At 70.4% G+C, this 21,079-nt stretch carries 17 protein-coding genes; 9 read left to right on the top strand and 8 right to left on the bottom strand.

The features are described from left to right. Positions 1–127: 127 nt before the first annotated feature. Both ABZ642_RS03680 and ABZ642_RS03675 read right to left on the bottom strand, forming a co-directional pair. Entirely contained in the window at positions 128–511 is a 384-nt protein-coding gene (locus tag ABZ642_RS03680) for a WhiB family transcriptional regulator (protein WP_089099070.1), read from the bottom strand. 153 nt (positions 512–664) lie between these two features. Continuing rightward, a complete protein-coding gene (locus tag ABZ642_RS03675; protein ID WP_360476497.1) occupies positions 665–1,366 on the bottom strand; it encodes a DUF1707 domain-containing protein in 702 nt (233 codons plus the stop codon). A gap of 169 nt (positions 1,367–1,535) precedes the next feature. Here ABZ642_RS03675 and ABZ642_RS03670 point away from each other — a divergent pair, with 169 nt between their 5' ends. Next, positions 1,536–3,206, top strand: coding sequence for a fumarate hydratase (locus ABZ642_RS03670; protein WP_360476495.1), 1,671 nt, complete (start codon positions 1,536–1,538; stop codon positions 3,204–3,206). Positions 3,207–3,290: 84 nt separating this feature from the next. Here ABZ642_RS03670 and ABZ642_RS03665 read toward each other — a convergent pair whose 3' ends face one another. Continuing rightward, positions 3,291–3,665, bottom strand: coding sequence for a hypothetical protein (locus ABZ642_RS03665; RefSeq protein WP_360476492.1), 375 nt, complete (start codon positions 3,663–3,665; stop codon positions 3,291–3,293). Between the two features lie 217 nt (positions 3,666–3,882). Between ABZ642_RS03665 and ABZ642_RS03660 the strand changes: the two genes are divergently transcribed. From ABZ642_RS03660 to ABZ642_RS03650, 3 genes are all read left to right on the top strand, one after another. After that, the gene (locus ABZ642_RS03660) at positions 3,883–5,268 is read left to right on the top strand and encodes a class II fumarate hydratase (RefSeq protein ID WP_360476489.1); all 1,386 of its coding nucleotides are present in this window, start codon (positions 3,883–3,885) and stop codon (positions 5,266–5,268) included. A gap of 84 nt (positions 5,269–5,352) precedes the next feature. Beyond that, complete coding sequence (locus ABZ642_RS03655; protein WP_360476486.1) at positions 5,353–6,066, top strand: DUF402 domain-containing protein; 714 nt, start codon at positions 5,353–5,355, stop codon at positions 6,064–6,066. A 305-nt stretch (positions 6,067–6,371) separates the two neighbouring features. After that, positions 6,372–8,459, top strand: coding sequence for a SpoIIE family protein phosphatase (locus ABZ642_RS03650; RefSeq protein ID WP_360476484.1), 2,088 nt, complete (start codon positions 6,372–6,374; stop codon positions 8,457–8,459). Positions 8,460–8,614: 155 nt separating this feature from the next. Here the strand turns inward: ABZ642_RS03650 and ABZ642_RS03645 are convergent, their stop codons facing one another. Together ABZ642_RS03645 and ABZ642_RS03640 are read right to left on the bottom strand one after the other, a co-directional pair. Beyond that, a complete protein-coding gene (locus ABZ642_RS03645) occupies positions 8,615–11,041 on the bottom strand; it encodes a transglycosylase domain-containing protein (protein ID WP_360476482.1) in 2,427 nt (808 codons plus the stop codon). A gap of 415 nt (positions 11,042–11,456) precedes the next feature. Further along, a complete protein-coding gene (locus tag ABZ642_RS03640) occupies positions 11,457–12,395 on the bottom strand; it encodes an NAD(P)-dependent oxidoreductase (RefSeq protein ID WP_360476481.1) in 939 nt (312 codons plus the stop codon). A gap of 178 nt (positions 12,396–12,573) precedes the next feature. Here ABZ642_RS03640 and ABZ642_RS03635 point away from each other — a divergent pair, with 178 nt between their 5' ends. The 3 genes from ABZ642_RS03635 to ABZ642_RS03625 are packed head-to-tail and all read left to right on the top strand — an operon-like array spanning position 12,574 to position 16,126. Further along, complete coding sequence (locus ABZ642_RS03635; RefSeq protein ID WP_360476479.1) at positions 12,574–13,098, top strand: PadR family transcriptional regulator; 525 nt, start codon at positions 12,574–12,576, stop codon at positions 13,096–13,098. Next, positions 13,095–13,784: an ABC transporter ATP-binding protein gene (locus tag ABZ642_RS03630; RefSeq protein ID WP_360476476.1), complete on the top strand. Its 690-nt coding sequence runs from the start codon at positions 13,095–13,097 to the stop codon at positions 13,782–13,784. Before ABZ642_RS03635 ends, ABZ642_RS03630 begins: the two co-directional genes overlap by 4 nt. Next, the gene (locus ABZ642_RS03625) at positions 13,781–16,126 is read left to right on the top strand and encodes an FtsX-like permease family protein (RefSeq protein ID WP_360476473.1); all 2,346 of its coding nucleotides are present in this window, start codon (positions 13,781–13,783) and stop codon (positions 16,124–16,126) included. Before ABZ642_RS03630 ends, ABZ642_RS03625 begins: the two co-directional genes overlap by 4 nt. Positions 16,127–16,129: 3 nt before the next feature. Here ABZ642_RS03625 and ABZ642_RS03620 read toward each other — a convergent pair whose 3' ends face one another. Beyond that, complete coding sequence (locus ABZ642_RS03620) at positions 16,130–17,146, bottom strand: LysR substrate-binding domain-containing protein (protein WP_360476471.1); 1,017 nt, start codon at positions 17,144–17,146, stop codon at positions 16,130–16,132. A gap of 154 nt (positions 17,147–17,300) precedes the next feature. On the opposite strand from ABZ642_RS03620, the gene ABZ642_RS03615 reads away from it, so the two are divergent. Together ABZ642_RS03615 and ABZ642_RS03610 are read left to right on the top strand one after the other, a co-directional pair. Continuing rightward, a complete protein-coding gene (locus tag ABZ642_RS03615; RefSeq protein ID WP_360476468.1) occupies positions 17,301–17,852 on the top strand; it encodes a peroxiredoxin in 552 nt (183 codons plus the stop codon). A 1-nt stretch (position 17,853) separates the two neighbouring features. Beyond that, complete coding sequence (locus ABZ642_RS03610) at positions 17,854–18,393, top strand: alkyl hydroperoxide reductase (protein WP_360477578.1); 540 nt, start codon at positions 17,854–17,856, stop codon at positions 18,391–18,393. A 31-nt stretch (positions 18,394–18,424) separates the two neighbouring features. Here ABZ642_RS03610 and ABZ642_RS03605 read toward each other — a convergent pair whose 3' ends face one another. Together ABZ642_RS03605 and ABZ642_RS03600 are read right to left on the bottom strand one after the other, a co-directional pair. Beyond that, a complete protein-coding gene (locus ABZ642_RS03605) occupies positions 18,425–19,843 on the bottom strand; it encodes an AI-2E family transporter (RefSeq protein WP_360476464.1) in 1,419 nt (472 codons plus the stop codon). 139 nt (positions 19,844–19,982) lie between these two features. Beyond that, positions 19,983–20,666: a transglycosylase SLT domain-containing protein gene (locus ABZ642_RS03600; RefSeq protein WP_360476461.1), complete on the bottom strand. Its 684-nt coding sequence runs from the start codon at positions 20,664–20,666 to the stop codon at positions 19,983–19,985. Positions 20,667–21,079: the final 413 nt, after the last annotated feature.

The raw sequence follows: 21,079 nt of genomic DNA, 5'->3' as shown, positions 1-21,079 counted from the left end.
CGCCCACGGGGAGGGGACTGCTGACCACACGCGGCTACAGGTGTGTTGTGGCTGGTCACGCAGTTCCCCGCGCCCCTTCAGGGCACTACTCGAAAGGCGCCCTCTGTGCGGAGAGGGCGCCTTTTCTCTAGCCCGCCTGCGCTATGCGGTTCGCCGCTGCCGCTCGTGCCGCCTTCTTCAGTTCCATGTCGCGGCGCCTGCGCCGGGCCAGGACCACGCGGCGCTCCGCTGCGGTGAGGCCGCCCCAGACGCCGTACGGCTCGGGCTGGAGCAGCGCGTGTTCGCGACACTCGACCATCACCGGACAGCGGGCGCAGACCCGTTTGGCCGCCTCCTCCCGGGACAGCCGGGCGGCGGTTGGTTCCTTGGAGGGTGCGAAGAACAGGCCGGCCTCGTCGCGCCGGCACACCGCCTCGGTGTGCCAGGGTGCGTCTTGGTCCCTGTCCCGCACTGGCACCCGCTGGGCCGGTACGGCAGCTACCTGCAGGGACGAATGCGGCGGTTGCAGCACGGGTCTACTCCTGACGACGGCTTCGCGAGCGAGAGACGATGCAGCAAGGCCTACCCGCTGTGCGCGGGCCTATGCACAGCGTCCTCAACAGCCGTGGCGAGGCGGCCAGTTCACGACCCCGGGCGCCGTGCGTCGAGCTGTGATTCGCGTCCGTCAACGATCCAGGTGTTTGCGCAACTTCCTGTCGACCTTGTCATGAACCCGGTCCAGGATGTCCTCGACGAGCTTCCCGCGCTTCGGCCGCGCCTCCACGTTGCCGAGTACGGCCCACCCCTCGACGTAGACGACGGGCGCGTCGGAGTCGACCGAATCCAGCGTGTCCGCCTCGAAGTTGCCCAGTACGCCGCCGCCGGTGCCGCGCAGCGACACGTTCTCCGGGACGCGGATCTGGACATCACCGAAGATCGAGAACGCCCTGATGACGACCTGCTGGTACTCGAAGATCGCCTCGGTGAGGTCGAGTTCGACGGAGCCGAAGACCGCGTACGCGTGCAGCCGGCGGCCCGCCCGCCAGCGGCCCCGGCGGCGGGCGCTGCTGAAGACGGCCACCACGTTGCCGTCCGGCTCGACGGGGATCGCGCCGGGCGTCGGCCGGGGCGGTACCGGCATGTAGGGCGGGGTGGCCGCGCGGGCGTGGGCCGCGGGCAGGTCCCGTATGAAGACCTCCAGCTCGCCCACCGTCTTGGCGCTCAGCACGCCTTCCACGCGCTCGGCGTGCTCGTCGGCGGTCAGGCGCCCCTCGGCGAGGGCCTCCCGCAGGATGTCGGCGATGCGGTCACGGTCGGCGTCCGAGGCGCGCAGCTCGGCGACCGGCGTTCCGGCGCGCTCCTGAGGGGTCTGCTTCTGAAGGTCCACGGCAGCAGAGTACCGAAACGCGATAGATCGCGACTAGGGGTGTGGACATCCCCGGGCGTGTCGAACTGAGCCTTACCTCACAAGCTCCGTGTCGGAGCCAGGTCCTACGCTGGAGAGCGCTCGCCGGCGTCGGCGGGCGGCCGTCCGTCAGAGTGAGGAATGGGCTGAGATGCCTGAGTTCGCGTATACCGATCTGCTCCCCCAGGGCGAGGACACCACCCCGTACCGGCTGGTGACCTCGGAGGGTGTGTCCACCGTCGAGGGACCGGACGGGCGGACGTTCCTCAAGGTGGAGCCGGAGGCGCTGCGCAAGCTGGCCGAAGAGGCGATCCACGACATCCAGCACTATCTGCGGCCCGCCCACCTCGCCCAGCTCCGGCGGATCATCGACGACCCGGAGGCGTCGGCCAACGACAAGTTCGTCGCGCTCGACCTGCTGAAGAACGCGAACATCGCGGCGGCGGGCGTGCTGCCCATGTGCCAGGACACCGGCACCGCGATCGTCATGGGCAAGCGCGGACAGAACGTGCTGACCGAGGGCGGCGACGAGGCGGCGCTGAGCCGCGGCATCTACGACGCCTATCTGAACCTGAACCTGCGGTATTCGCAGATGGCTCCGCTCACCATGTGGGAGGAGAAGAACACCGGCTCCAACCTGCCCGCCCAGGTCGAGCTGTACGCGACCGACGGCGGTGCCTACAAGTTCCTCTTCATGGCCAAGGGCGGCGGCTCGGCCAACAAGTCGTTCCTCTACCAGGAGACGAAGGCGGTCCTCAACGAGGCCTCCATGATGAAGTTCCTGGAGGAGAAGATCCGCTCGCTCGGTACGGCCGCCTGCCCGCCGTACCACCTGGCGATCGTCGTCGGCGGCACGAGCGCCGAGTACGCGCTGAAGACCGCGAAGTACGCCTCCGCGCACTACCTGGACGAGATCCCGGCGGAGGGTTCCGAGCTCGGCCACGGCTTCCGGGACAAGGACCTGGAGCAGAAGGTCTTCGAGCTGACGCAGAAGATCGGGATCGGCGCGCAGTTCGGCGGCAAGTACTTCTGCCACGACGTGCGCGTGGTCCGGCTGCCCCGGCACGGCGCCTCCTGCCCGGTCGCCATCGCGGTCTCCTGCTCCGCGGACCGACAGGCCGTCGCGAAGATCACCGCCGAGGGCGTCTTCCTGGAGCAGCTGGAGACGGACCCGGCCCACTTCCTCCCGGAGACGACGGACGAGCACCTGGACGAGTCCTCCGACGTGGTGAAGATCGACCTGAACCAGCCGATGGACACGATCCTCGCCGAGCTGACCAAGTACCCGGTCAAGACGCGGCTCTCCCTCACCGGTCCGCTGGTCGTGGCCCGTGACATCGCGCACGCCAAGATCAAGGAACGGCTCGACGCGGGCGAGGAGATGCCGCAGTACCTGAAGGACCACCCGGTGTACTACGCCGGTCCGGCCAAGACCCCCGAGGGGTACGCCTCCGGTTCCTTCGGCCCGACCACGGCCGGCCGCATGGACTCCTACGTCGAGCAGTTCCAGGCCGCCGGCGGCTCCAAGGTGATGCTCGCCAAGGGCAACCGCAGCAAGCAGGTCACCGCCGCGTGCGACGCGCACGGCGGCTTCTACCTCGGCTCCATCGGCGGCCCGGCCGCCCGTCTCGCCCAGGACTGCATCAAGAAGGTCGAGGTCGTCGAGTACGAGGAGCTCGGCATGGAGGCCGTCTGGAAGATCGAGGTCGAGGACTTCCCGGCGTTCATCGTCGTCGACGACAAGGGCAACGACTTCTTCCAGGACCCGGCCCCGGCTCCGACGTTCACGTCGATTCCGGTCCGGGGCCCCGGGCTGGCGTAGCGCGTCCGGCGCGGCGGGGGGTGCTCTTCCGCCCCCCGCCGACTCCTGTCCGTCCCTTCCGGGGCGCTGCCGCAGCCGAACCGGTCAGTGGGGCATGCAGCCGAACCAGTTCAGCTTGTCTCCGTCCTTGGTGTAGCCCATGCACCTGATGGTCGTGTCGTGCCGCGTGTCGGTCCGCTCCACCGGTCCGTTCGCGTAGTCCGTCTTGTGGCGGGGCTCCACGAGGGTGTCGACCTCGACGCGGTACCAGCGCTTTCCGCCGGACGGCACGCTGCAGCCGCGGCCGGTGACGTTGCGGCTGGGATCGCCACTCCAGACCGGCCGTTCGGCGCGGTCGCAGTGGGCGCGGTGCGAGCCGCCGCCGGCGGCCGCGGAGCCGGCTCCCGCGCCCAGCAGGGCCGCCGTGCCTATGGACACCGCCGCGGTGGCCCCGAGCAGACCCTTGGGAGTGAAGTTCATCGGTTGGTCCTCCTGCCAGCCGTGGTGACGGCGGGGAATCGCCCTGTCACCTTGGGCCGATAGTCACACTTATCCGTGATGTCCGGCTCGGCAGCCGGGGACGCAGTCCCCCGACCCGGTGACGTCGGTGGTGCCAATGCAGCAGGCCGAGGTCTCCCCGTGCCCCGTGCGGCCCACGGTCCGGAACAACCGCGGCCCACCGATCGCTGATACCGGCATGAGCGACTACCGCATCGAACACGACTCCATGGGCGAGGTCCGGGTACCGGTCCACGCCAAGTGGCGGGCCCAGACGCAGCGGGCCGTCGAGAACTTCCCGGTCTCCGGGCAGCGGATCGAGCGCGCGCACATCGAGGCGCTGGCCCGGATCAAGGGCGCGGCGGCCAAGGTGAACGCCGAGCTGGGGGTGGTCGACAAGGACATGGCCCAGGCGATCCAGGACGCGGCCGGGGAGGTCGCCGAGGGGAAGTGGGACGACCAGTTCCCGGTGGACGTGTTCCAGACGGGGTCGGGGACCTCGTCCAACATGAACACCAACGAGGTCCTCGCGACGCTGGCGACCGAGCGCCTCGGGCGCGAAGTGCATCCGAACGACCACGTCAACGCCTCGCAGTCGTCGAACGACGTGTTTCCGTCGTCCATCCACATCGCCGCCACCGCCGCCGTCACGCGCGACCTGATCCCGGCCCTGGAGCATCTCGCCGCGTCGCTGGAGCGCAAGGCCGACGAGTTCGCCGACGTCGTGAAGTCCGGGCGGACGCATCTGATGGACGCCACTCCGGTGACCCTGGGGCAGGAGTTCGGCGGGTACGCGGCACAGGTGCGGTACGGCGTGGAGCGGCTGCGGGCCTCGCTGCCCCGGCTGGCCGAACTGCCGCTCGGGGGGACGGCGGTGGGCACCGGCATCAACACCCCGCCCGGGTTCTCGGCCGCGGTGATCGAGGAGGTCGCGCGGGTCACCGGGCTGCCGTTCACCGAGGCGCGCAACCACTTCGAGGCGCAGGGCGCGCGGGACGGGATCGTGGAGACCAGCGGGCAGCTGCGGACCGTCGCGGTCGGCCTGACGAAGATCGCCAACGATCTGCGCTGGATGGCCTCGGGGCCGCGGACCGGGCTCGCCGAGATCGCGCTGCCGGATCTGCAGCCGGGTTCCTCGATCATGCCGGGGAAGGTCAACCCGGTGGTCCCGGAGGCCGTGCTGATGGTCTCCGCGCAGGTCATCGGGAACGACCAGACGATCGCGGTGGCCGGCGCGGCCGGGAACTTCGAGCTGAACGTGATGCTTCCGGTCATCGGCAGGAACGTGCTCGAATCCGTGCGGCTGCTCGCCAACGTCTCGCGGCTGCTCGCCGACCGGACCGTGGACGGCATCACCGCGCACCGGGAGCGGGCCCGGGAGTACGCCGAGTCGTCGCCGTCCGTGGTGACGCCGCTCAACAAGTACATCGGGTACGAGGAGGCCGCCAAGGTGGCCAAGAAGGCGCTGGCGGAACGTAAGACGATCCGCCAGGTCGTCATCGAGGGCGGGTACGTCGACAAGGGTGATCTGACCGTCGGGCAGCTGGACGAGGCGCTGGATGTCCTGCGGATGACACGGCCGTAACCGCGTGCGAACGTTTCGCGCCGCCCGGCCAGAACCGTGACGTCCGCCGCAGCGTCGTATGCCTATGGCACCTAATATCTGTGCATGGCAGACGGTGGAGCGGTGAGACGCGTGACGCGCGGGGAAACGGGCGGTGCGACCGGTGGCGGAGCCGGGTTCTGGGCTCCGGGGAGCCAGATCCTCTGGCGGTACCGGGAGAACGCCGGAGACGGTTTCCACATCGCGCGTCCCGTCACCGTCGTCCGGGACGACGAGGAGCTGCTGGCCGTCTGGCTGGCCCCCGGCACCGAGTGCGTCAGGCCCGTGTTCGCCGACGGCAGGTCGGTCGGCGAGGAGCCGCTGGAGTCGCGGTACACCAAGCCGCGGACCGTGGCGCTCGGCCGCTGGTTCGGCACCGGAGTGCTGAAGCTGGCCCGGCCCGGTCAGCCCTGGTCGGTATGGCTGTTCTGGGAACCGGGCTGGCAGTTCAAGAACTGGTACGTCAATCTTGAGCAGCCGCTGGCCCGTTGGGGCGGCGGAGTGGACTCGGAGGATCACTTCCTGGACATCTCCGTGCATCCGGACCGGAGTTGGCACTGGCTCGACGAGGACGAGTTCGCCCAGGCCCAGCGGGACGGCCTGATGGACGCGGAGACGGCCGAACGGGTGCGGGCGGCGGGCCTGGCCGCGGTGGCCGCCGTACGGGCCTGGGAGCCGCCGTTCTCGGACAGCTGGCAGCACTGGCGCCCGGACCCGGCCTGGGCGGTACCGTCGCTGCCGGAGGACTGGGACCGTACGCCCGCGCACGTGTCCACATGAGACCCTTGATGCGCCCCCGGTGCACAACCGTAGGATCGTCCTCCGCAAGGGCGCGTTGAGCACAACTCCCGGAGCTTTCATCCGGGCTGACCGAACGTCACCGAGGGGCGGCAGGACGTGAGCGAGGGGTACGAGGGCAGCACCGGCGAGCGGGGGGCGGCCCGCAGATCGTTCGCCGGCGGCACAGGAACAGCCTCCAGCCACGCCGGAATTCCGTTCCTGGGACACGTAATCCGGGTATCGGAGTTTCGGCGGGACCACCTGCGCGCCCGGCGCGCAGCCCCGGACGGACGGATTCGACACGCGTGACGGAGCAGCCCACCTCCTACGAACGCCCGCAGCCAGGCGTCGACCCCGCGGAGGCCCGCGGGGCGCTCCTGCGTACCCCGCAACCGCCGCCGCAGCCGCAGGCACCGCCCCGTCCGCTCGGCGCCACCGCCTTACCGGCGCAGGCCCGCGCGGGCGAGACGCCCTCCGGCCCCGGTACCAGCACGTCCAAGGAGCACTCCGTCAACGGCCCCGAGCACGCCCAGCCCACCAGCGCTGAGCCCGATCCACACCGGCCGCGCCCCGCCGAGGGCATTCCGCCGCAGCCCGGCGCCGAGCAGGAGCGGGTGGCGGGCGCGGGCGCCCAGGAGCGCCGTACCGGACGCGGGGTGCCGCCCGGCCGGCCGATGCCGATGCGCCGGGACGGCGACCGGCTGCGCTTCGTGGGCGCCGCGACCCGCCGGATCGCCCGGGGCATCGACCTGGACGAGATCGTGATGGGGCTGTGCCGGGCGACCGTGCCGACCTTCTCGGACGCGATCCTGGTCTATCTGCGCGACCCGCTGCCGGTGGGCGACGAGCGACCGGTCGGCCCGGTGGTGCTGCGGCTGCGCCGTACCGACCGGATCCCGGAGGAGCGGGACACCGACGGCTTCCCGCCGCTGCCCGTCCCGGAGCCGGAACCGGCCGACATCGGTCTGTCCGCGCTCACCGCGGAACTGTGCGAGGTACGGCCGGGCGGCGCCCTCAACGAGGTACTGCGGGGCGTACGACCGGTTTTCGCCGATTCCCCCGCCGCCCGTTCCGCGCTGCCCGAACTCCTCGGCGAGGGCGCTGAGTCCCTCGTACCCGGCGGACAGCACGCGATCCTCGCGCCGCTGCGCGGTCGGCGCCGGGTGATCGGCGCGGCCCTGTTCCTGCGCCGCCCGGAGCGGCTCGCCTTCGAGACGGACGACCTGCTGGTCGCCGCCCAGCTGGCCACGCACACCGCGCTCGGCATCGACAAGGCGGTGCTGTACGGCCGGGAGGCCTACATCGCCGACGAGTTGCAGCGGACCATGCTGCCGGAGCACCTGCCGAGCGCCACGGGCGTACGGCTGGCCTCGCGCTATCTGCCGGCCGCGGAGACCGCGCGGGTCGGTGGTGACTGGTACGACGCGATCCCGCTGCCGGGCAGCCGGGTGGCGCTTGTCGTGGGCGATGTCATGGGGCACTCGATGACCTCGGCCGCCATCATGGGGCAACTGCGCACCACCGCGCAGACGCTGGCCGGACTCGACCTGCCGCCGCAGGAGGTCCTGCACCATCTGGACGAGCAGGCACAGCGGCTGGGCAGCGACCGGATGGCGACCTGCCTGTACGCGGTGTACGACCCGGTGGCGCACCGCATCACCATCGCCAACGCGGGCCATCCGCCGCCGGTGCTGCTGCACCTGGGCGGACGGGCCGAGGTGCTGCGGGTGCCGCCGGGGGCGCCGATCGGGGTCGGCGGCGTCGACTTCGAGGCGGTCGAACTGGACGCGCCCGCCGGGGCGACGCTGCTGCTGTACACCGACGGGCTGGTGGAATCCCGGCTGCGGGACGTGTGGACCGGGATAGAGCAGCTGCGGGAGAAGCTCGCCGCGACCGCGCAGCTGACCGGGCCGGATCATCCGCCGCCCCTCGAGGCGCTGTGCGACGAGGTGCTCGACATGCTCGGGCCCGGTGACCGCGACGACGACATCGCGCTGCTCGCGGCCCGGTTCGACGGGATCGCGCCGAGCGATGTGGCGTACTGGTTCCTGGAGCCGGAGGACGCGGCGCCGGGGCGGGCCCGGCGGCTGGCCCGGCGGGCGCTCGCGCGCTGGGGACTCGAGGAGCTGTCCGACTCCGTCGAGCTGTTGGTCAGCGAGGTCGTGACGAACGCGGTGCGGTACGCGTCACGGCCGGTGACACTGCGGTTGCTGCGGACCGACGTGCTGCGGTGCGAAGTCGGCGACGACGTGCCGCAGTTGCCGCGGCTGCGGCAGGCGCGGGCGACGGACGAGGGCGGCCGGGGGCTGTACCTCGTCAACAGACTGGCCAGACGGTGGGGAGCGACCCGGCTGAGCACCGGGAAGGTCGTCTGGTTCGAGCTCAACCGATAGGCCCGTAGGGCCAGGGACCGGTGAGTTGCCGCGGGCCCGGTGGGGGCTCGTCGCGCAGTTCCCCGCCCCTTTCAGGGGCGTCAGCCGTAGCGCCCCTCAGGGGCGCGGGGAACTGCGCGACCGGCCACGACGCACCGGCACCCGCACCCGGATGACTACTGGAAGTCGTCCGCCGGGTCCAGCGGGTTGTCCGTGATGCCTCCCGTCGGAGTCTGGCTCGGCGTCTGGGACGGAGTCTGGGACGGCGGCGCGGAAGTCGTCGGAGTCTGACTCGGCGTCTGCGACGGGGTCTGGGACGGCGGCGCGGACTTGGTCGGCGTCTGGCTCGGGGTCTGCGACGGAGTCTCGGACGGCGTCGCGGACTTCGACGGGGTCTCCGAGGGCTGGACGGCCGCGCCCAGGTCGGTGTCGAGTTCGAACTTCTGCTTCTTCGTGACCCCGAAGGTGTACGTCGCCCAGATCTGCGCCGGGTAACCGCCACCGTTGATGCGGCCGGTGCCGGGGATCAGGCCTGTGGCGCCGGTCAGCGAGACCTGGTTGTGGCTCTTGGCATCCTCGCCGAACAGTCCGACCGAGGTCACCAGGTCGGGCGTGAAGCCCGTGAACCAGGCCGACTTGTTGTTGTCGGAGGTACCCGTCTTGCCGGCCACCTGCTGGCCCTTGCGCAGCGGGTTCTGGGCCACCGACGCCTTCGCCGTACCGTCGTCGACCACACCGGTCAGGACGGAGGTCACCTGGTCGGCCGCGCTCTTGCTGATCACCTGCTCGCCGATCGGGTTCGGCGGGGCGACCCTGCGGCCGGTCTTCTCCGCCGACGCGAGGATGGTCGGGGTGACCTTCTGGCCGTGGTTGTCGAGGGTGGCGTACACCCCGGCCATCTCCAGCGGGCTCGCGCCCATGCTGCCCAGGGTCTGCGCGGGCACCGCCGGCAGGTCGGTGGTGTCCAGGCCGAGGTCGTCGGCGACCTTCATCACGTTCTTCATGCCGACGTCCACACCCATCTGCGCGAACACCGAGTTGACGGACTTGTTCATCGCCGTCTGCACGGTGATGTCGCCGTAGTCGGCGTCGTCCTCGTTCGGCGGCGAGAAGGCGATGTCGCTGCCCTTGACCGGGCGGCCGCTGGTGCCGTCGTAGATCGTGTTGGCGTTGATGTCCTTGCCGTCCTGCGTCTTGGAGTCCTGGTCCAGCGCGGCGGCGAGGATGATCGGCTTGAAGGTGGAGGCCGGCTGGTAGTCGGCCCGGGTGGCGTTGTCGGTGTAGTGCTTGTAGTAGTCCACGCCGCCGTAGAGGGCGAGGATCTTGCCGGTCTTGGGGTCGACGGAGACGGCGCCGGCCTGGACGTTCTTGTCGACCTTGCGCTTCTTGCCGTCGAGCTTGCTGGTGAGCTGGCCCTTGACGGCCGCCTCCAGCTTGGCCTGCTTCTTCGGGTTGATGTTCAGGGTGATCGTCCAGCCCTGGTCCACGACCTGGGACTCCGCCTCGGAGCGGGTGAGGCCCTGGCTCTTCATCAGCTGGTTCTCCAGCTGGGTGTTGGCCAGTTCGACCAGATAGCCCTTCTGGCCCTCCAGACCGGAGGCGGCCTTCGGCGGCTTGGGGATCGGGAACTTCAGGCCGTCACGTTCGGACTTGTCCAGCCAGCCCTGGCCGACCATGTTGTTCAGGACGTAGTTCCAGCGCTCCTGCACCAGCTTCTTGCCGATGGGGCCCGCCACCGCCCAGTCGTACTGGCTGGGTGCCTGGAGCAGCGCGGCCAGATAGGCGCCCTGCTGGACGTTGAGGTCCTCGGCGTCGACGCGGTAGTAGGCCTGGGCGGCGGCCTGGATGCCGTAGGCGCCGCGGCCGTAGTAACTGGTGTTGATGTAGCCCGCGAGGATTTCGTCCTTCGACTTCTCGCGGTCCACCTTCAGCGAGATGACCAGTTCCTTCAGCTTGCGCGTGACGGTCTGGTCCTGGTCGAGGTAGTAGTTCTTGACGTACTGCTGGGTGATGGTCGATCCGCCCTGGGTGCCGCGGCCCCGCGCCGTGTTGTAGAGGCCGCGGGCCATGCCCTTCAGGTCGATGCCCGAGTCGGTGTAGAAGGTCTTGTTCTCCGCCGCGACGAAGGTGTGCTGGACCTCCTTCGGAACCTTGGAGAGGTCCACGATCTCGCGGTTGACGGTGCCCTTGCGGGCCAGGACCGAGCCGTCGCTGTACTTGTAGACGTTGCTCTGCGTCTGCGCGAGCGCGTTGCCCTCGGGAACGGTCACCATCACGTACAGCATGACGAAGGCGCCGATGCCGAGCAGACAGACGGTGAAGAAGGCGCCGAGCATCTTCTTCCAGGTGAACAGCCGGCGTATCCGGCCCTTCGCGGATTTGCCGCCCTTGGCCGGCTTCCCCTTGCCCGGCTTCCCCTTGCCTGCGGCGGCCTTGCGGCGCTCCGCGCGGGTGCCGCCCTCGGCCGGCGCCGTCTGGACCGCCGTCGCGGTACCGGCCGGGGACGCGGCTGTCTCGTGCGTGGTCTCGGGCGACGAGCGGTGCCCGGGCGCGGCACGGCGGCCACCGCGCTGTCGCGCTTTTCTCTCTTCCGCTCGTCCCATGAGTCCGTCCGCTCCGCTTCGTCTCGGCTGTCACACGTGTGTACGGGTGTCACACAAGTACGTGGCTCAGGTCAGCTCAGAAAGCTAACACCGCTCTCTATGACAAAGAGCAGACGATCCGGCCTTTACGGACGTGACAATCAGCACCCCGCCCCAACGGAACCGACGAGCGGAAAGGGCAGAGGGTTGCCTCTGACCGACAAAGTGTTATCAGTTGCACCCGTACGACGCCCACGACGAGGACGGGCACCCGTACGACGCCCACGACGAGGACGGGCACTCGCTGCGCGGCAGCGCCGAGGACATCACCGAGAAGCCGGCCGTCGAGTTCCAGGCGCGGGTCGCACCGGGACGTTGTACCGGTGACGGACTCGCCCGAAGAGGCGCCACGGCTCCTCGGGTTCCTCGGGCGGGCTTATGCCAGCTCTGCCTTGAAGCCCTGTCGCCAGGACGGGTACCGCGGCTCCCAGCCCAGCTCCCGCCTGGCCTTGGCGTTGGAGAAGCCGCGCCCCTCGGTCATGATCACCACCGCCTGTTCGCCGGCCAGCAGCCGGGCCAGCCAGACCGGCACCCTCAGCGGCCGCTTCGCCCCGGCGCACTCGGCGAGGTACGGGAGCCACTCGGCGGCCGGCGCCGGCTCGTCGTCGACGATGTTGAACACGCCCCGCGCCTTCCGCTCGACCGCCAGTACGGTGGCGCTCGCCGCGTCGTCGAGGTGGATCCAGCTGCTGTGCCCGTCGGCACGGCCGACCAGGGGGTACTGGCGCTTGCGGACCATGGTCACCTGGTCGTCGATGGCACCGGGACCGTAGAAGGCGCCGTACCGCAGGGCCGCGCCGCCCGCTTCGAGGACCGCCTCCTCCAGGTGGCGCAGCGCCAGCATGCCCTGGTGCGCCGGCGTCCCGGCCATCAGGTCCAGCGGGTCCTCCTCCGTCTTCACCCAGCCGCCCTCGCGGATGCCGTTCCAGCTGGCGTGGCTCTGCGCGACGACATGGCCGACGCCGGCCGCTTCGGCGGCGGCCAGCAGGTGGTCCGTGCCCTCGGTGCGCAGCCGGTTGGTGAGGGCGAACCAGCGGTCCGGATGCTTGATGTCGGGCTTGCCCGCGTGCGCCATGGAGATCGCGGTCAGTTGGTGCACGATCACCTCCGGGCGGGCCGCGGCCACCGCCGCCCCGACCGACAGCGCGTCGAGGCCGTCCATCACCACGCCCTCGGCCCCCAATCGCCTCAGCAGATCCAGCCGGGCCGCGCTGGTCGTGGTGGCCGTCACCCGATGCCCCCGCGCCACCAGTTGCGGCACCAGCCGCCGTCCCAGCACACCACTGCCACCCGCCACGAAGACCCGCACGGCCATCACCTTCCCGAGCTGATGAACAGACTCCGGAGCGAGGACGAGGCAGGCTCGCGCGCAGTGACATCGCGCTGTCGCACAACCGTGACAATCGGCTCCCACGTGCGCGTTCGCACACCCCGCCATGATCTACACACCGTGCGTATACATAGGGCGTATACACCGTGTGTACAGTGCTGCCATGTCCATCGGTCACACCCTCCTGGGGCTCCTGGAGTCCGGCCCGCGCCACGGCTACGACCTGAAGCGGGCCTTCGACGAGAAGTTCGGTCACGACCGGCCGCTGCACTACGGCCAGGTCTACTCGACGATGTCGCGCCTGCTGAAGAACGGGCTCGTGGAAGTCGACGGCATCGAGGCCGGCGGCGGCCCCGAGCGCAAGCGGTATGCCATCACCGACGCCGGCGTCACCGACGTCGCGAAGTGGCTGGCCACTCCGGAGAAGCCGGAGGAGTACCTCCAGTCGACCCTGTACACCAAGGTCGTGCTCGCCCTGCTGACCCACCGCGACGCCGGCGACATCCTCGACAGCCAGCGCTCCGAGCATCTGCGCAGCATGCGGATCCTCACCGACCGCAAGCGCCGGGGCGACCTCGCGGACCAGCTCGTCTGCGACCACGCCCTGTTCCACCTGGAGGCGGACCTGCGGTGGCTGGAACTGACCGCCGCCCGCCTCGACAAGCTCCGCACGGAGGTGACCAAGTGACCGCTCCCGCTGGTTCGCTGCTCGCGGCCGAGGGGCTGCGCAAGGCCTACGGCCCCACGCTCGCGCTCGACGGGGCCGGGTTCTCGATACATCCGGGCGAGGTCGTCGCCGTGATGGGCCCGTCCGGCTCGGGCAAGTCGACCCTGCTGCACTGTCTCGCCGGGATCGTGCCGCCCGACTCGGGCTCGATCGTCTACGCCGGGCGCGAGATGGCCACCATGAACGACACCGAGCGCAGCGCCCTGCGCCGCAGCGAGTTCGGTTTCGTCTTCCAGTTCGGCCAGTTGGTACCCGAGTTGACCTGTGTGGAGAACGTGGCGCTGCCGCTGCGGCTGAACGGCACCTCCCGCAAGGCGGCCGAGAAGGCCGCGCTGGGCTGGATGGAGAAGCTGGAGGTCGACGACCTGAGCCGCAAGCGGCCCGGTGAGGTCTCCGGCGGCCAGGGGCAGCGGGTCGCGGTGGCCCGGGCACTGGTCACCGAGCCCAGGGTGCTGTTCGCCGACGAGCCGACCGGCGCGCTGGACTCCCTCAACGGCGAGCGCGTGATGGAGCTGCTGACGGACGCGGCCCGCTCCACCAACGCGGCCGTCGTGCTCGTCACGCACGAGGCCCGGGTGGCCGCCTACTCGGACCGCGAGATCGTCGTACGCGACGGCAGGTCCCGGGACATGGAGCGGGTGGTATGAACGTCAGGCAGTGGTCCAGAGACCTGGCCATGGGGGTCCGGTTCGCCTTCGGGGGCGGACGCGAGGGCTGGTTCCGGGCCATCCTGACGGCCGTCGGCGTGGGTCTGGGGGTGGCGCTGCTGCTGCTCACCACGGCCCTCCCGAACGCGCTGGCCGTGCGCCACCAGCGCGATGTGGCACGGGCGGACTACACGTACACCTTCGACCACAAGAAGGCCGGCGAGAAGACGTTCGTCATCGCGGACATCGAGACCCCCTACCGCGGCGCCGACATCCGCGGCCGGATGATCCAGCGGGAGGGCGCGCAGGCGCCGGTGCCGCCCGGGCTCACCGCGTACCCGGCGCCCGGCGAGATGGCCGTCTCGCCCGCGCTGAAGCGGCTGCTCGACTCCCCCGACGGCGCACTCCTGCGCACCCGGCTGCCGTACCGGATCACCGCCACCATCGCGGAGAGCGGGCTGACCGGCTCGCAGGAACTCGCCTACTACGCGGGCTCCGACGACCTCGCCGACCACATCGACCCGCCGAACGTGGCCCGGATCGACCACTTCGGCAGCCCCAGGTCGCCGGACGCGGAGTCCGACCCGGTCCTCACCCTGCTGGTCCTCGTGGTGTTCGTGGTGCTGCTGATGCCGGTCGCCGTGTTCGTCGCGGCCGCCGTCCGCTTCGGCGGCGAGCGCCGCGACCGGCGGCTGGCCGCGCTGCGGCTGGTCGGCTCCGACGGCCGGATGGTACGGCGGATCGCGGGCGGCGAGGCGATGGCGGGCGCGCTGCTCGGCCTGGTCTTCGGCGTCGGCTTCTTCCTGGTCGGCCGCCAGTTCGCGGGCACCACCGAGGTGTTCGGCATCAGCGTGTTCCCGAGCTATCTCAACCCCTCCCCGCTGCTGGCCGTGCTGGTGGCGGTCGCCGTCCCGGCGGCGGCCGTGCTGGTGACCCTGTTCGCCCTGCGCGGAGTGGTCATCGAGCCGCTCGGCGTGGTGCGGACGGCGAAGCCCAGGCGGCGCCGGCTGTGGTGGCGGCTGCTGCTCCCGGTGGCCGGCCTGGCGGCGCTCTACCCGATGATCGGGCAGGGCCGCGGCGGCGGCGACTTCAACCAGTACCTGGTCACCGGTGGCGTCCTACTGCTCCTGGTCGGCATCACGGCCCTGCTGCCGTGGGTCGTCGAGTCGGTCGTCGCACGGCTCGGCCGGGGCGCGGTGGCCTGGCAACTTGCTGTCCGGCGACTCCAGTTGAGCAGTGGTACGGCGGCCCGCATGGTCAACGGGATCGCGGTGGCGGTGGCCGGCGCGATCGCGCTCCAGATGGTCTTCGCCGGCGTCGAGGCCGACTACACCAAGCAGACCAATAACGACCTCACCCGCGCGCAGATGTCGGTCCAGGTACCGAACGGCGTCCCGGTGCCCGAGGTCGCCCGGGCCATGACCGGCACCAAGGGCGTGCTGAAGGTGGTCTCGATCGCCGACGGCCAGGTCGGCGACCTGAAGAAGGACCCGACCCAGACCGCCGAGGTGAGCATGGGAAGTTGCGCCTCGCTGCGGGAGGTCGCCGTCCTGCCGTCCTGCCACGACGGCGACGCCTTCGTGGTGAAGGGCTCGGACACCGGATCCGAGACGACGAAGCTGCTGACGACCGTGGAGAAGCACGGCCGGACCCTCTACCTCGACCCCTCCTACACCGGCGACGACCAGGGCGCCGCGAGCCGCTGGACGGTACCGGCGGGGCTGAAGCAGGCACAGACCCGCGAGGACCCCACCGGCTACAAGCGCGGCGGCTTCCTGCTCACCCCCGGTGCACTGCCGGACGGTGCCAGCACGGCGGTACAGGGTGTGGTCTATCTGTCCATCGACTCCGGGGTGCGCGACGCCTCGGAGAACGTGATCAACACGGCGGTCCGGATCGACCCGCTGATGCACGCGGAGACGCTGACCTCGATCGAGCGGGACGGCCAGTTCGAGTCGATCCGCACCGGGCTGTTCGCCGGCGCAGCCGCCGTGCTGGCGCTGATCGGCGCGAGCCTGCTGGTCGGCCAGCTGGAGCAGCTGCGCGAGCGCAAGAAGCTGCTGTCGGCGCTGGTCGCCTTCGGCACCCGGCGGCGCACGCTGAGCCTGTCGGTGCTGTGGCAGACCGCGATCCCGGTCGGGCTCGGACTGCTGCTGGCCGGCGTGGTGGGCCTGACGCTGGGCACGGTGCTGCTGAAGATGGTCGGCTCCACGGTGCGGGTGGACTGGCCGGGCGTGCTGGCGATGACCGGCTTCGGCGCGGCGGTCGTGCTGGCCGTCACGGTGCTGAGCCTGCCGCCGCTGCTGCGCCTGATGCGCCCGGACGGGCTGCGTACCGAGTAGGGGCTACGAGTCGGCGCCGAGTACCCGGACGGGCAGCGGACGCAGTGCCTCGCGCAACGCGTCCGCCAGCTCCCGGTACTCGGCGCCGCGCGCTGCCCCGGCGCGCATCGCGAGGGCGATCCGGCGGCTCGGGGCGGGCTCGGCGAAGGTACCGGTGAGCAGATGGTCGCTGCGGCTGGTCTCGACCCTGACGGCGGTGTGCGGCAGCAGGGTGCAGCCGAGCCCGCCGGCCACCAGCTGGACGAGGGTGGCCAGGCCGGCGGCCGTGGTGGTCACCGGCGCGCCCTCCCGCCGCCCGCCACCGCCCTCAGCCGCGGGGCTTCGCCCCGCCCCCTTGATTCCGCGGCCCGCCTCCCGGCAGATGTCCAGGGCCTGGTCGCGCAGACAGTGCCCCTCGTCCAGCAGCAGCAGGTTCAGCTCCTTGAGAGCCTCGCGCGGAATGCCGGTCCGGCCGCCGAGCGGCTGGTCCAGCGGGGTGACGAGCACGAAGTCCTCGTCGTACAGCGGAAGTTCGACGACACCCGGGACGCCCAGGGGGACGGCGAGCAGCAGCAGGTCGAGGCGTCCGGCGGTCAGTCCGTCCAGCAGGCTGGCGGTCTGCTCCTCGTGGACCTGGAGGTCCAGGTCCGGGTAGCGGTCGTGGACCAGCCGCAGCACGGTGGGCAGCAGATACGGCGCCACGGTCGGGATGACGCCGAGCCGCAGCGCGCCGGTGAACGGCGCCCGCACCGCCTCCGCCTCCGCCAGCAGCGACCGCATCTCCTCCAGCACGGCCTGGGCGCGTACGGCGAGCCGCTCGCCGGCGGGCGAGAGCAGCACCTTGCGGGTGGTGCGCTCCAGGAGCGTGACGCCGAGCGTCTCCTCCAGTGCCGAGACGGCTCCCGACAGCGCGGGCTGGCTCATGCCTATCGCGGCGGCCGCGTCCCGGAAGTGGAGGTGTTCGGCGACGGCGGCGAAGGCGCGCAGCTGGGCGAGACTGGGTTGACGGCGCTTGCTGCCCACGCCGACACCGTTTCCCATGGGGTTACCCACAGCCACTGATAGCCACCTCCGATCAACCCGACCGAGTGTAGCTATTTCAGGAATCAATGCACCTTGTGCCACGATCGGCGGCGTCCAACCCATCGGAGGCGACCCCGCGATCCGGGGTGCTTCCGCGCTGCAAGGAGAGCGTGTGCTCACTGTCGGTGACAAGTTCCCCGAGTTCGAACTGACCGCCTGCGTCTCACTGGAGAAGGGCCGGGAGTTCGAGACGATCACCCACAAGACCTACCAGGGTTGGAAGGTGGTCTTCGCGTGGCCCAAGGACTTCACCTTCGTGTGCCCGACCGAGATCGCCGCGTTCGGCAAGCTGAACGAGGAGTTCGCCGACCGTGACGCGCAGGTCCTCGGCTTCTCCGGTGACTCCGAGTTCGTCCACCACGCCTGGCGCAAGGACCACGACGACCTGCGCGAGCTGCCGTTCCCGATGATGGCCGACTCGAAGCACGAGCTGATGCGCGACCTGGGCATCGAGGGCGAGGACGGCTTCGCCAAGCGCGCGGTCTTCATCGTCGACCAGAACAACGAGATCCAGTTCTCCATGGTGACCGCGGGCTCGGTGGGCCGTAACCCCAAGGAGGTCCTGCGGGTCCTCGACGCGCTCCAGACGGACGAGCTCTGCCCGTGCAACTGGACCAAGGGCGAGGACACCCTGGACCCGGTCGCGCTGCTGGCCGGTGAGTGAGTTGTCGCTCGACGCCCTCAAGTCCGCGGTCCCGGACTACGCCAAGGACCTGAAGCTCAACCTGGGTTCGGTCATCGGCAACTCCGAGCTGCCGGCCCAGCAGCTGTGGGGCACGGTCCTGGCGACCGCCATCGCCTCCCGCTCCCCGATGGTGCTGCGCGAGCTGGCGCCCGAGGCGAAGGCGAACCTCACGCCGGAGGCGTACCGGGCCGCGAAGTCGGCGGCCGCGGTGATGGCGATGAACAACGTCTTCTACCGCACCCGCCATCTGCTCTCCGACCACGAGTACGGCACGCTGCGCGCGGGCCTGCGGATGAACGTCATCGGCAACCCCGGTGTCGACAAGGTCGACTTCGAGCTGTGGTCGTTCGCGGTGTCCGCGATCAACGGCTGCGGGCTGTGCCTGGACTCGCACGAGCAGGTGCTGCGCAAGGCCGGCGTCGACCGTGAGGTGATCCAGGAGGCGTTCAAGATCGCCTCGGTGGTCCAGGCGGTGGGCTCCACCCTGGAAGCCGAAGCTGTGCTGGCCGAGTTCGAGTAGGCGCCGACGCTCCGTGGACCCCGCTCACCCCTCAGTGGGCGGGGTCTTCCGCGTTCCTGGGGGCCGCGCCCCCAGACCCTCCTTCGGGCTGAACGGCCTCGTCCTCAAACGCCTGACCGGCTGATGTGTGTGGCTGAGCGCCGTCGTCGGGCTCTGATGTGTGTGGGTGAGCGCCGTCGTCGGGCTCCGCGCCCTCGTATCTGTCGTTCGAGTACTGGTGCAGATAGCTGACGACCGTGTTCGTCACCGCCACCAGCGGTACGGCCACCACCGCGCCGCCGATGCCCGCGATCAGGCCGCCGGCCGCGACCGTGAGGACCACCGCCAGCGGGTGGACACGGACCGCTCGGCCGAGGATGAAGGGCTGCAGGATGTGGCCCTCGATCTGCTGGACCGCGAGGACGACGGCGAGGGTCATGACGGCCGTGAAGACGCCCTGGGTGACGAGCGCGACCACCACCGCCAGGGCGCCCGAGGCGACCGCGCCGACCAGCGGGATGAACGAGAACAGGAAGATGAAGACGGCGAGCGGGACGGCCATCGGGACGTCCAGGAAGTAGATGCCCAGGCCGATGAAGATGGCGTCTATGAGGGCGACCAGGACCGTGCCGCGGACGTAGGCGGTGAGCGTGCGCCAGGCGCGCGGGCCGGCGCCGGCCACGCCCTCGCGGGCGGCGGCGGGCACGAGCTTCAGGAACCACTGCCAGATGCGCGCACCGTCGTACAGCAGGAAGAGCGTGGAGAAGAAGACCAGCAGGATGCCGGTCAGGGCCTCCACGACGACCTGGACGCCCTCCAGGCCGAACGAGGTGATCTGGTCGGTGTTGGCGCCGATCGCCTCGCGGAGGTTCTTGGCGATCTGGTTGATCTGTTTGTCGGTGACGTGGAAGGGGCTCTTCAACAGCCAGTTGCGCAGGTCGTCGATGCCGTTCTGGACCTGGTCGGAGAGCGTGTCGATGTTCTCCATGACCTGCCAGGTCACGAACCAGCCCATCAGGCCGATCACCACGAAGCCGGAGATGGCGGTGAGCGCGGTGGCGGGGCCGCGGGGCATGCCGTAGCGGCACAGCCGGGCGACCGTGGGCTGGAGCAGGGCGGTGATCAGCAGCGCGATGACGAAGGCGAACACCACGAGTTGTACGGCGCTGATGACCCGCATCAGGATCCACACCGTGCCGGCCAGCACCAGCAGCCGCCAGCCGGCCTCGGCGGCGACCCGTACGCCCCAGGGGATGGCCGTCACGGGGTCGGGGCGCGGGGCGGGCTTCCGGACTGGCCTGGGAGCGGCGGCGGGGGTCGCCGGTTCGGGAGCGGGGGCCTGTGCGGGCAGTGCGGGCGGCTCCGGTTCGGCGTGCTCGCGCTCCACCTCGGCGCGGCGTTCGTCCAACCGCTCGCTCATCTCGCTCAGTCCGGCACCGAGCCTGCCGAGCCACTCGGGCACTCGCGACATGATCCGCTCTCTTCCCCCGCGTCTCCGGGTGCTCCTCACCACTCCCCCCTGGAGTCGTTCGTTCCGACCGTACAGGGCGACAGCCCCTCCCCCTAGGACGGGGAGGGGCTGTCGAAGGTTGAGAGAAGCCGAGTGGCCTCTAGTACCAGCTGTTCGCCTGCCAGAACGACCAGGCCTGGCAGGGGCTGCCGTACCGGGAGTTCATGTAGTTGAGGCCCCACTTGATCTGGGTGGCCGGGTTGGTCTGCCAGTCGGCGCCCACGGAGGACATCTTGGAGCCGGGCAGGGCCTGGAAGAGACCGTAGGCACCGGAGGAGGCGTTGACCGCCCGGTAGTTCCAGCTGGACTCGTGGTCCACGATGTTGCTGAAGCACTGGAACTGGTCGCCGGCCACCATCTGCTGCGCCATCGCCTGGATCTGCGCCACGCTGTACGAGCTCTGGACCGCGAAGGTGACAGAAGAGCGGCTGGCCGCCTTCTTCGCCTCGGCGCGCTCCTTGGCTTCCTTCGCCGCCTGCTCGGCCTCGGCCTTCTTGGCGGTCGCGGCCTTGGCGGCCGCCACCCGGGCCGCCTGCTCGGCGTCCTTCTTGGCGGTCGCGTCGGCCTGGATGGCCACGGCGTCGGCCTGCTGCGTCAGGGACGCGGTCTGCACCGTTGCCTGCTGACCCGCGGGTATGTCCGCGAGGAGCGTGGTGTCGGCTGCCGTCGCCTCAGCGTCATTGGGCTGTGCGACGCTGCCCGAGGCAACACCGACAACGCTTCCGACGGCGGTGACCGCGGTGGCCGAAGCCACTGCGAATCCCCGGACCGAAATCCGGCTCACACGGTTTCCTTCCAGCATCGCCCGCTTCGGTGACCCTGGCGGACGCAATCGTTCCCCTGACGCTGGCCTCCCAACTGCGGGGTCACGGGAGGCGCGGGCCCGATGGACGACCCCCGTGGGGAGCGCCGTGTGGTGCTCGGGCGGCATACGACGTCGCTATGGAATTAGCCGTGGTGCTTCTGTGTTGCCGTACCGCTGGGGGTACAGGTGTGTCGTATGCGGGGCCTGACAGGAGTGAGACTCTGCCGTAACCCGACGCCGGGTGGCAATTCCGAGTTGCGTGTGAAAGCTCACATCCCGTTTCCCCCAGGGGATTTCAGGAAAGCCGCACGCACGAAGACGCCGCCCGGCTAGGCTCATGGCCTTTGCCGGACGGCGCCAACGGATGGGTAATCAGCCCAAGTTGGACACAG

The sequence above is a fragment of the Streptomyces sp. NPDC007157 genome (assembly GCF_040634235.1).
GTDB lineage: Bacteria > Actinomycetota > Actinomycetes > Streptomycetales > Streptomycetaceae > Streptomyces.
The sequence above is the reverse complement of the archived record's forward strand: the minus strand, read 5'-3'. Positions and strand labels throughout refer to the sequence as shown.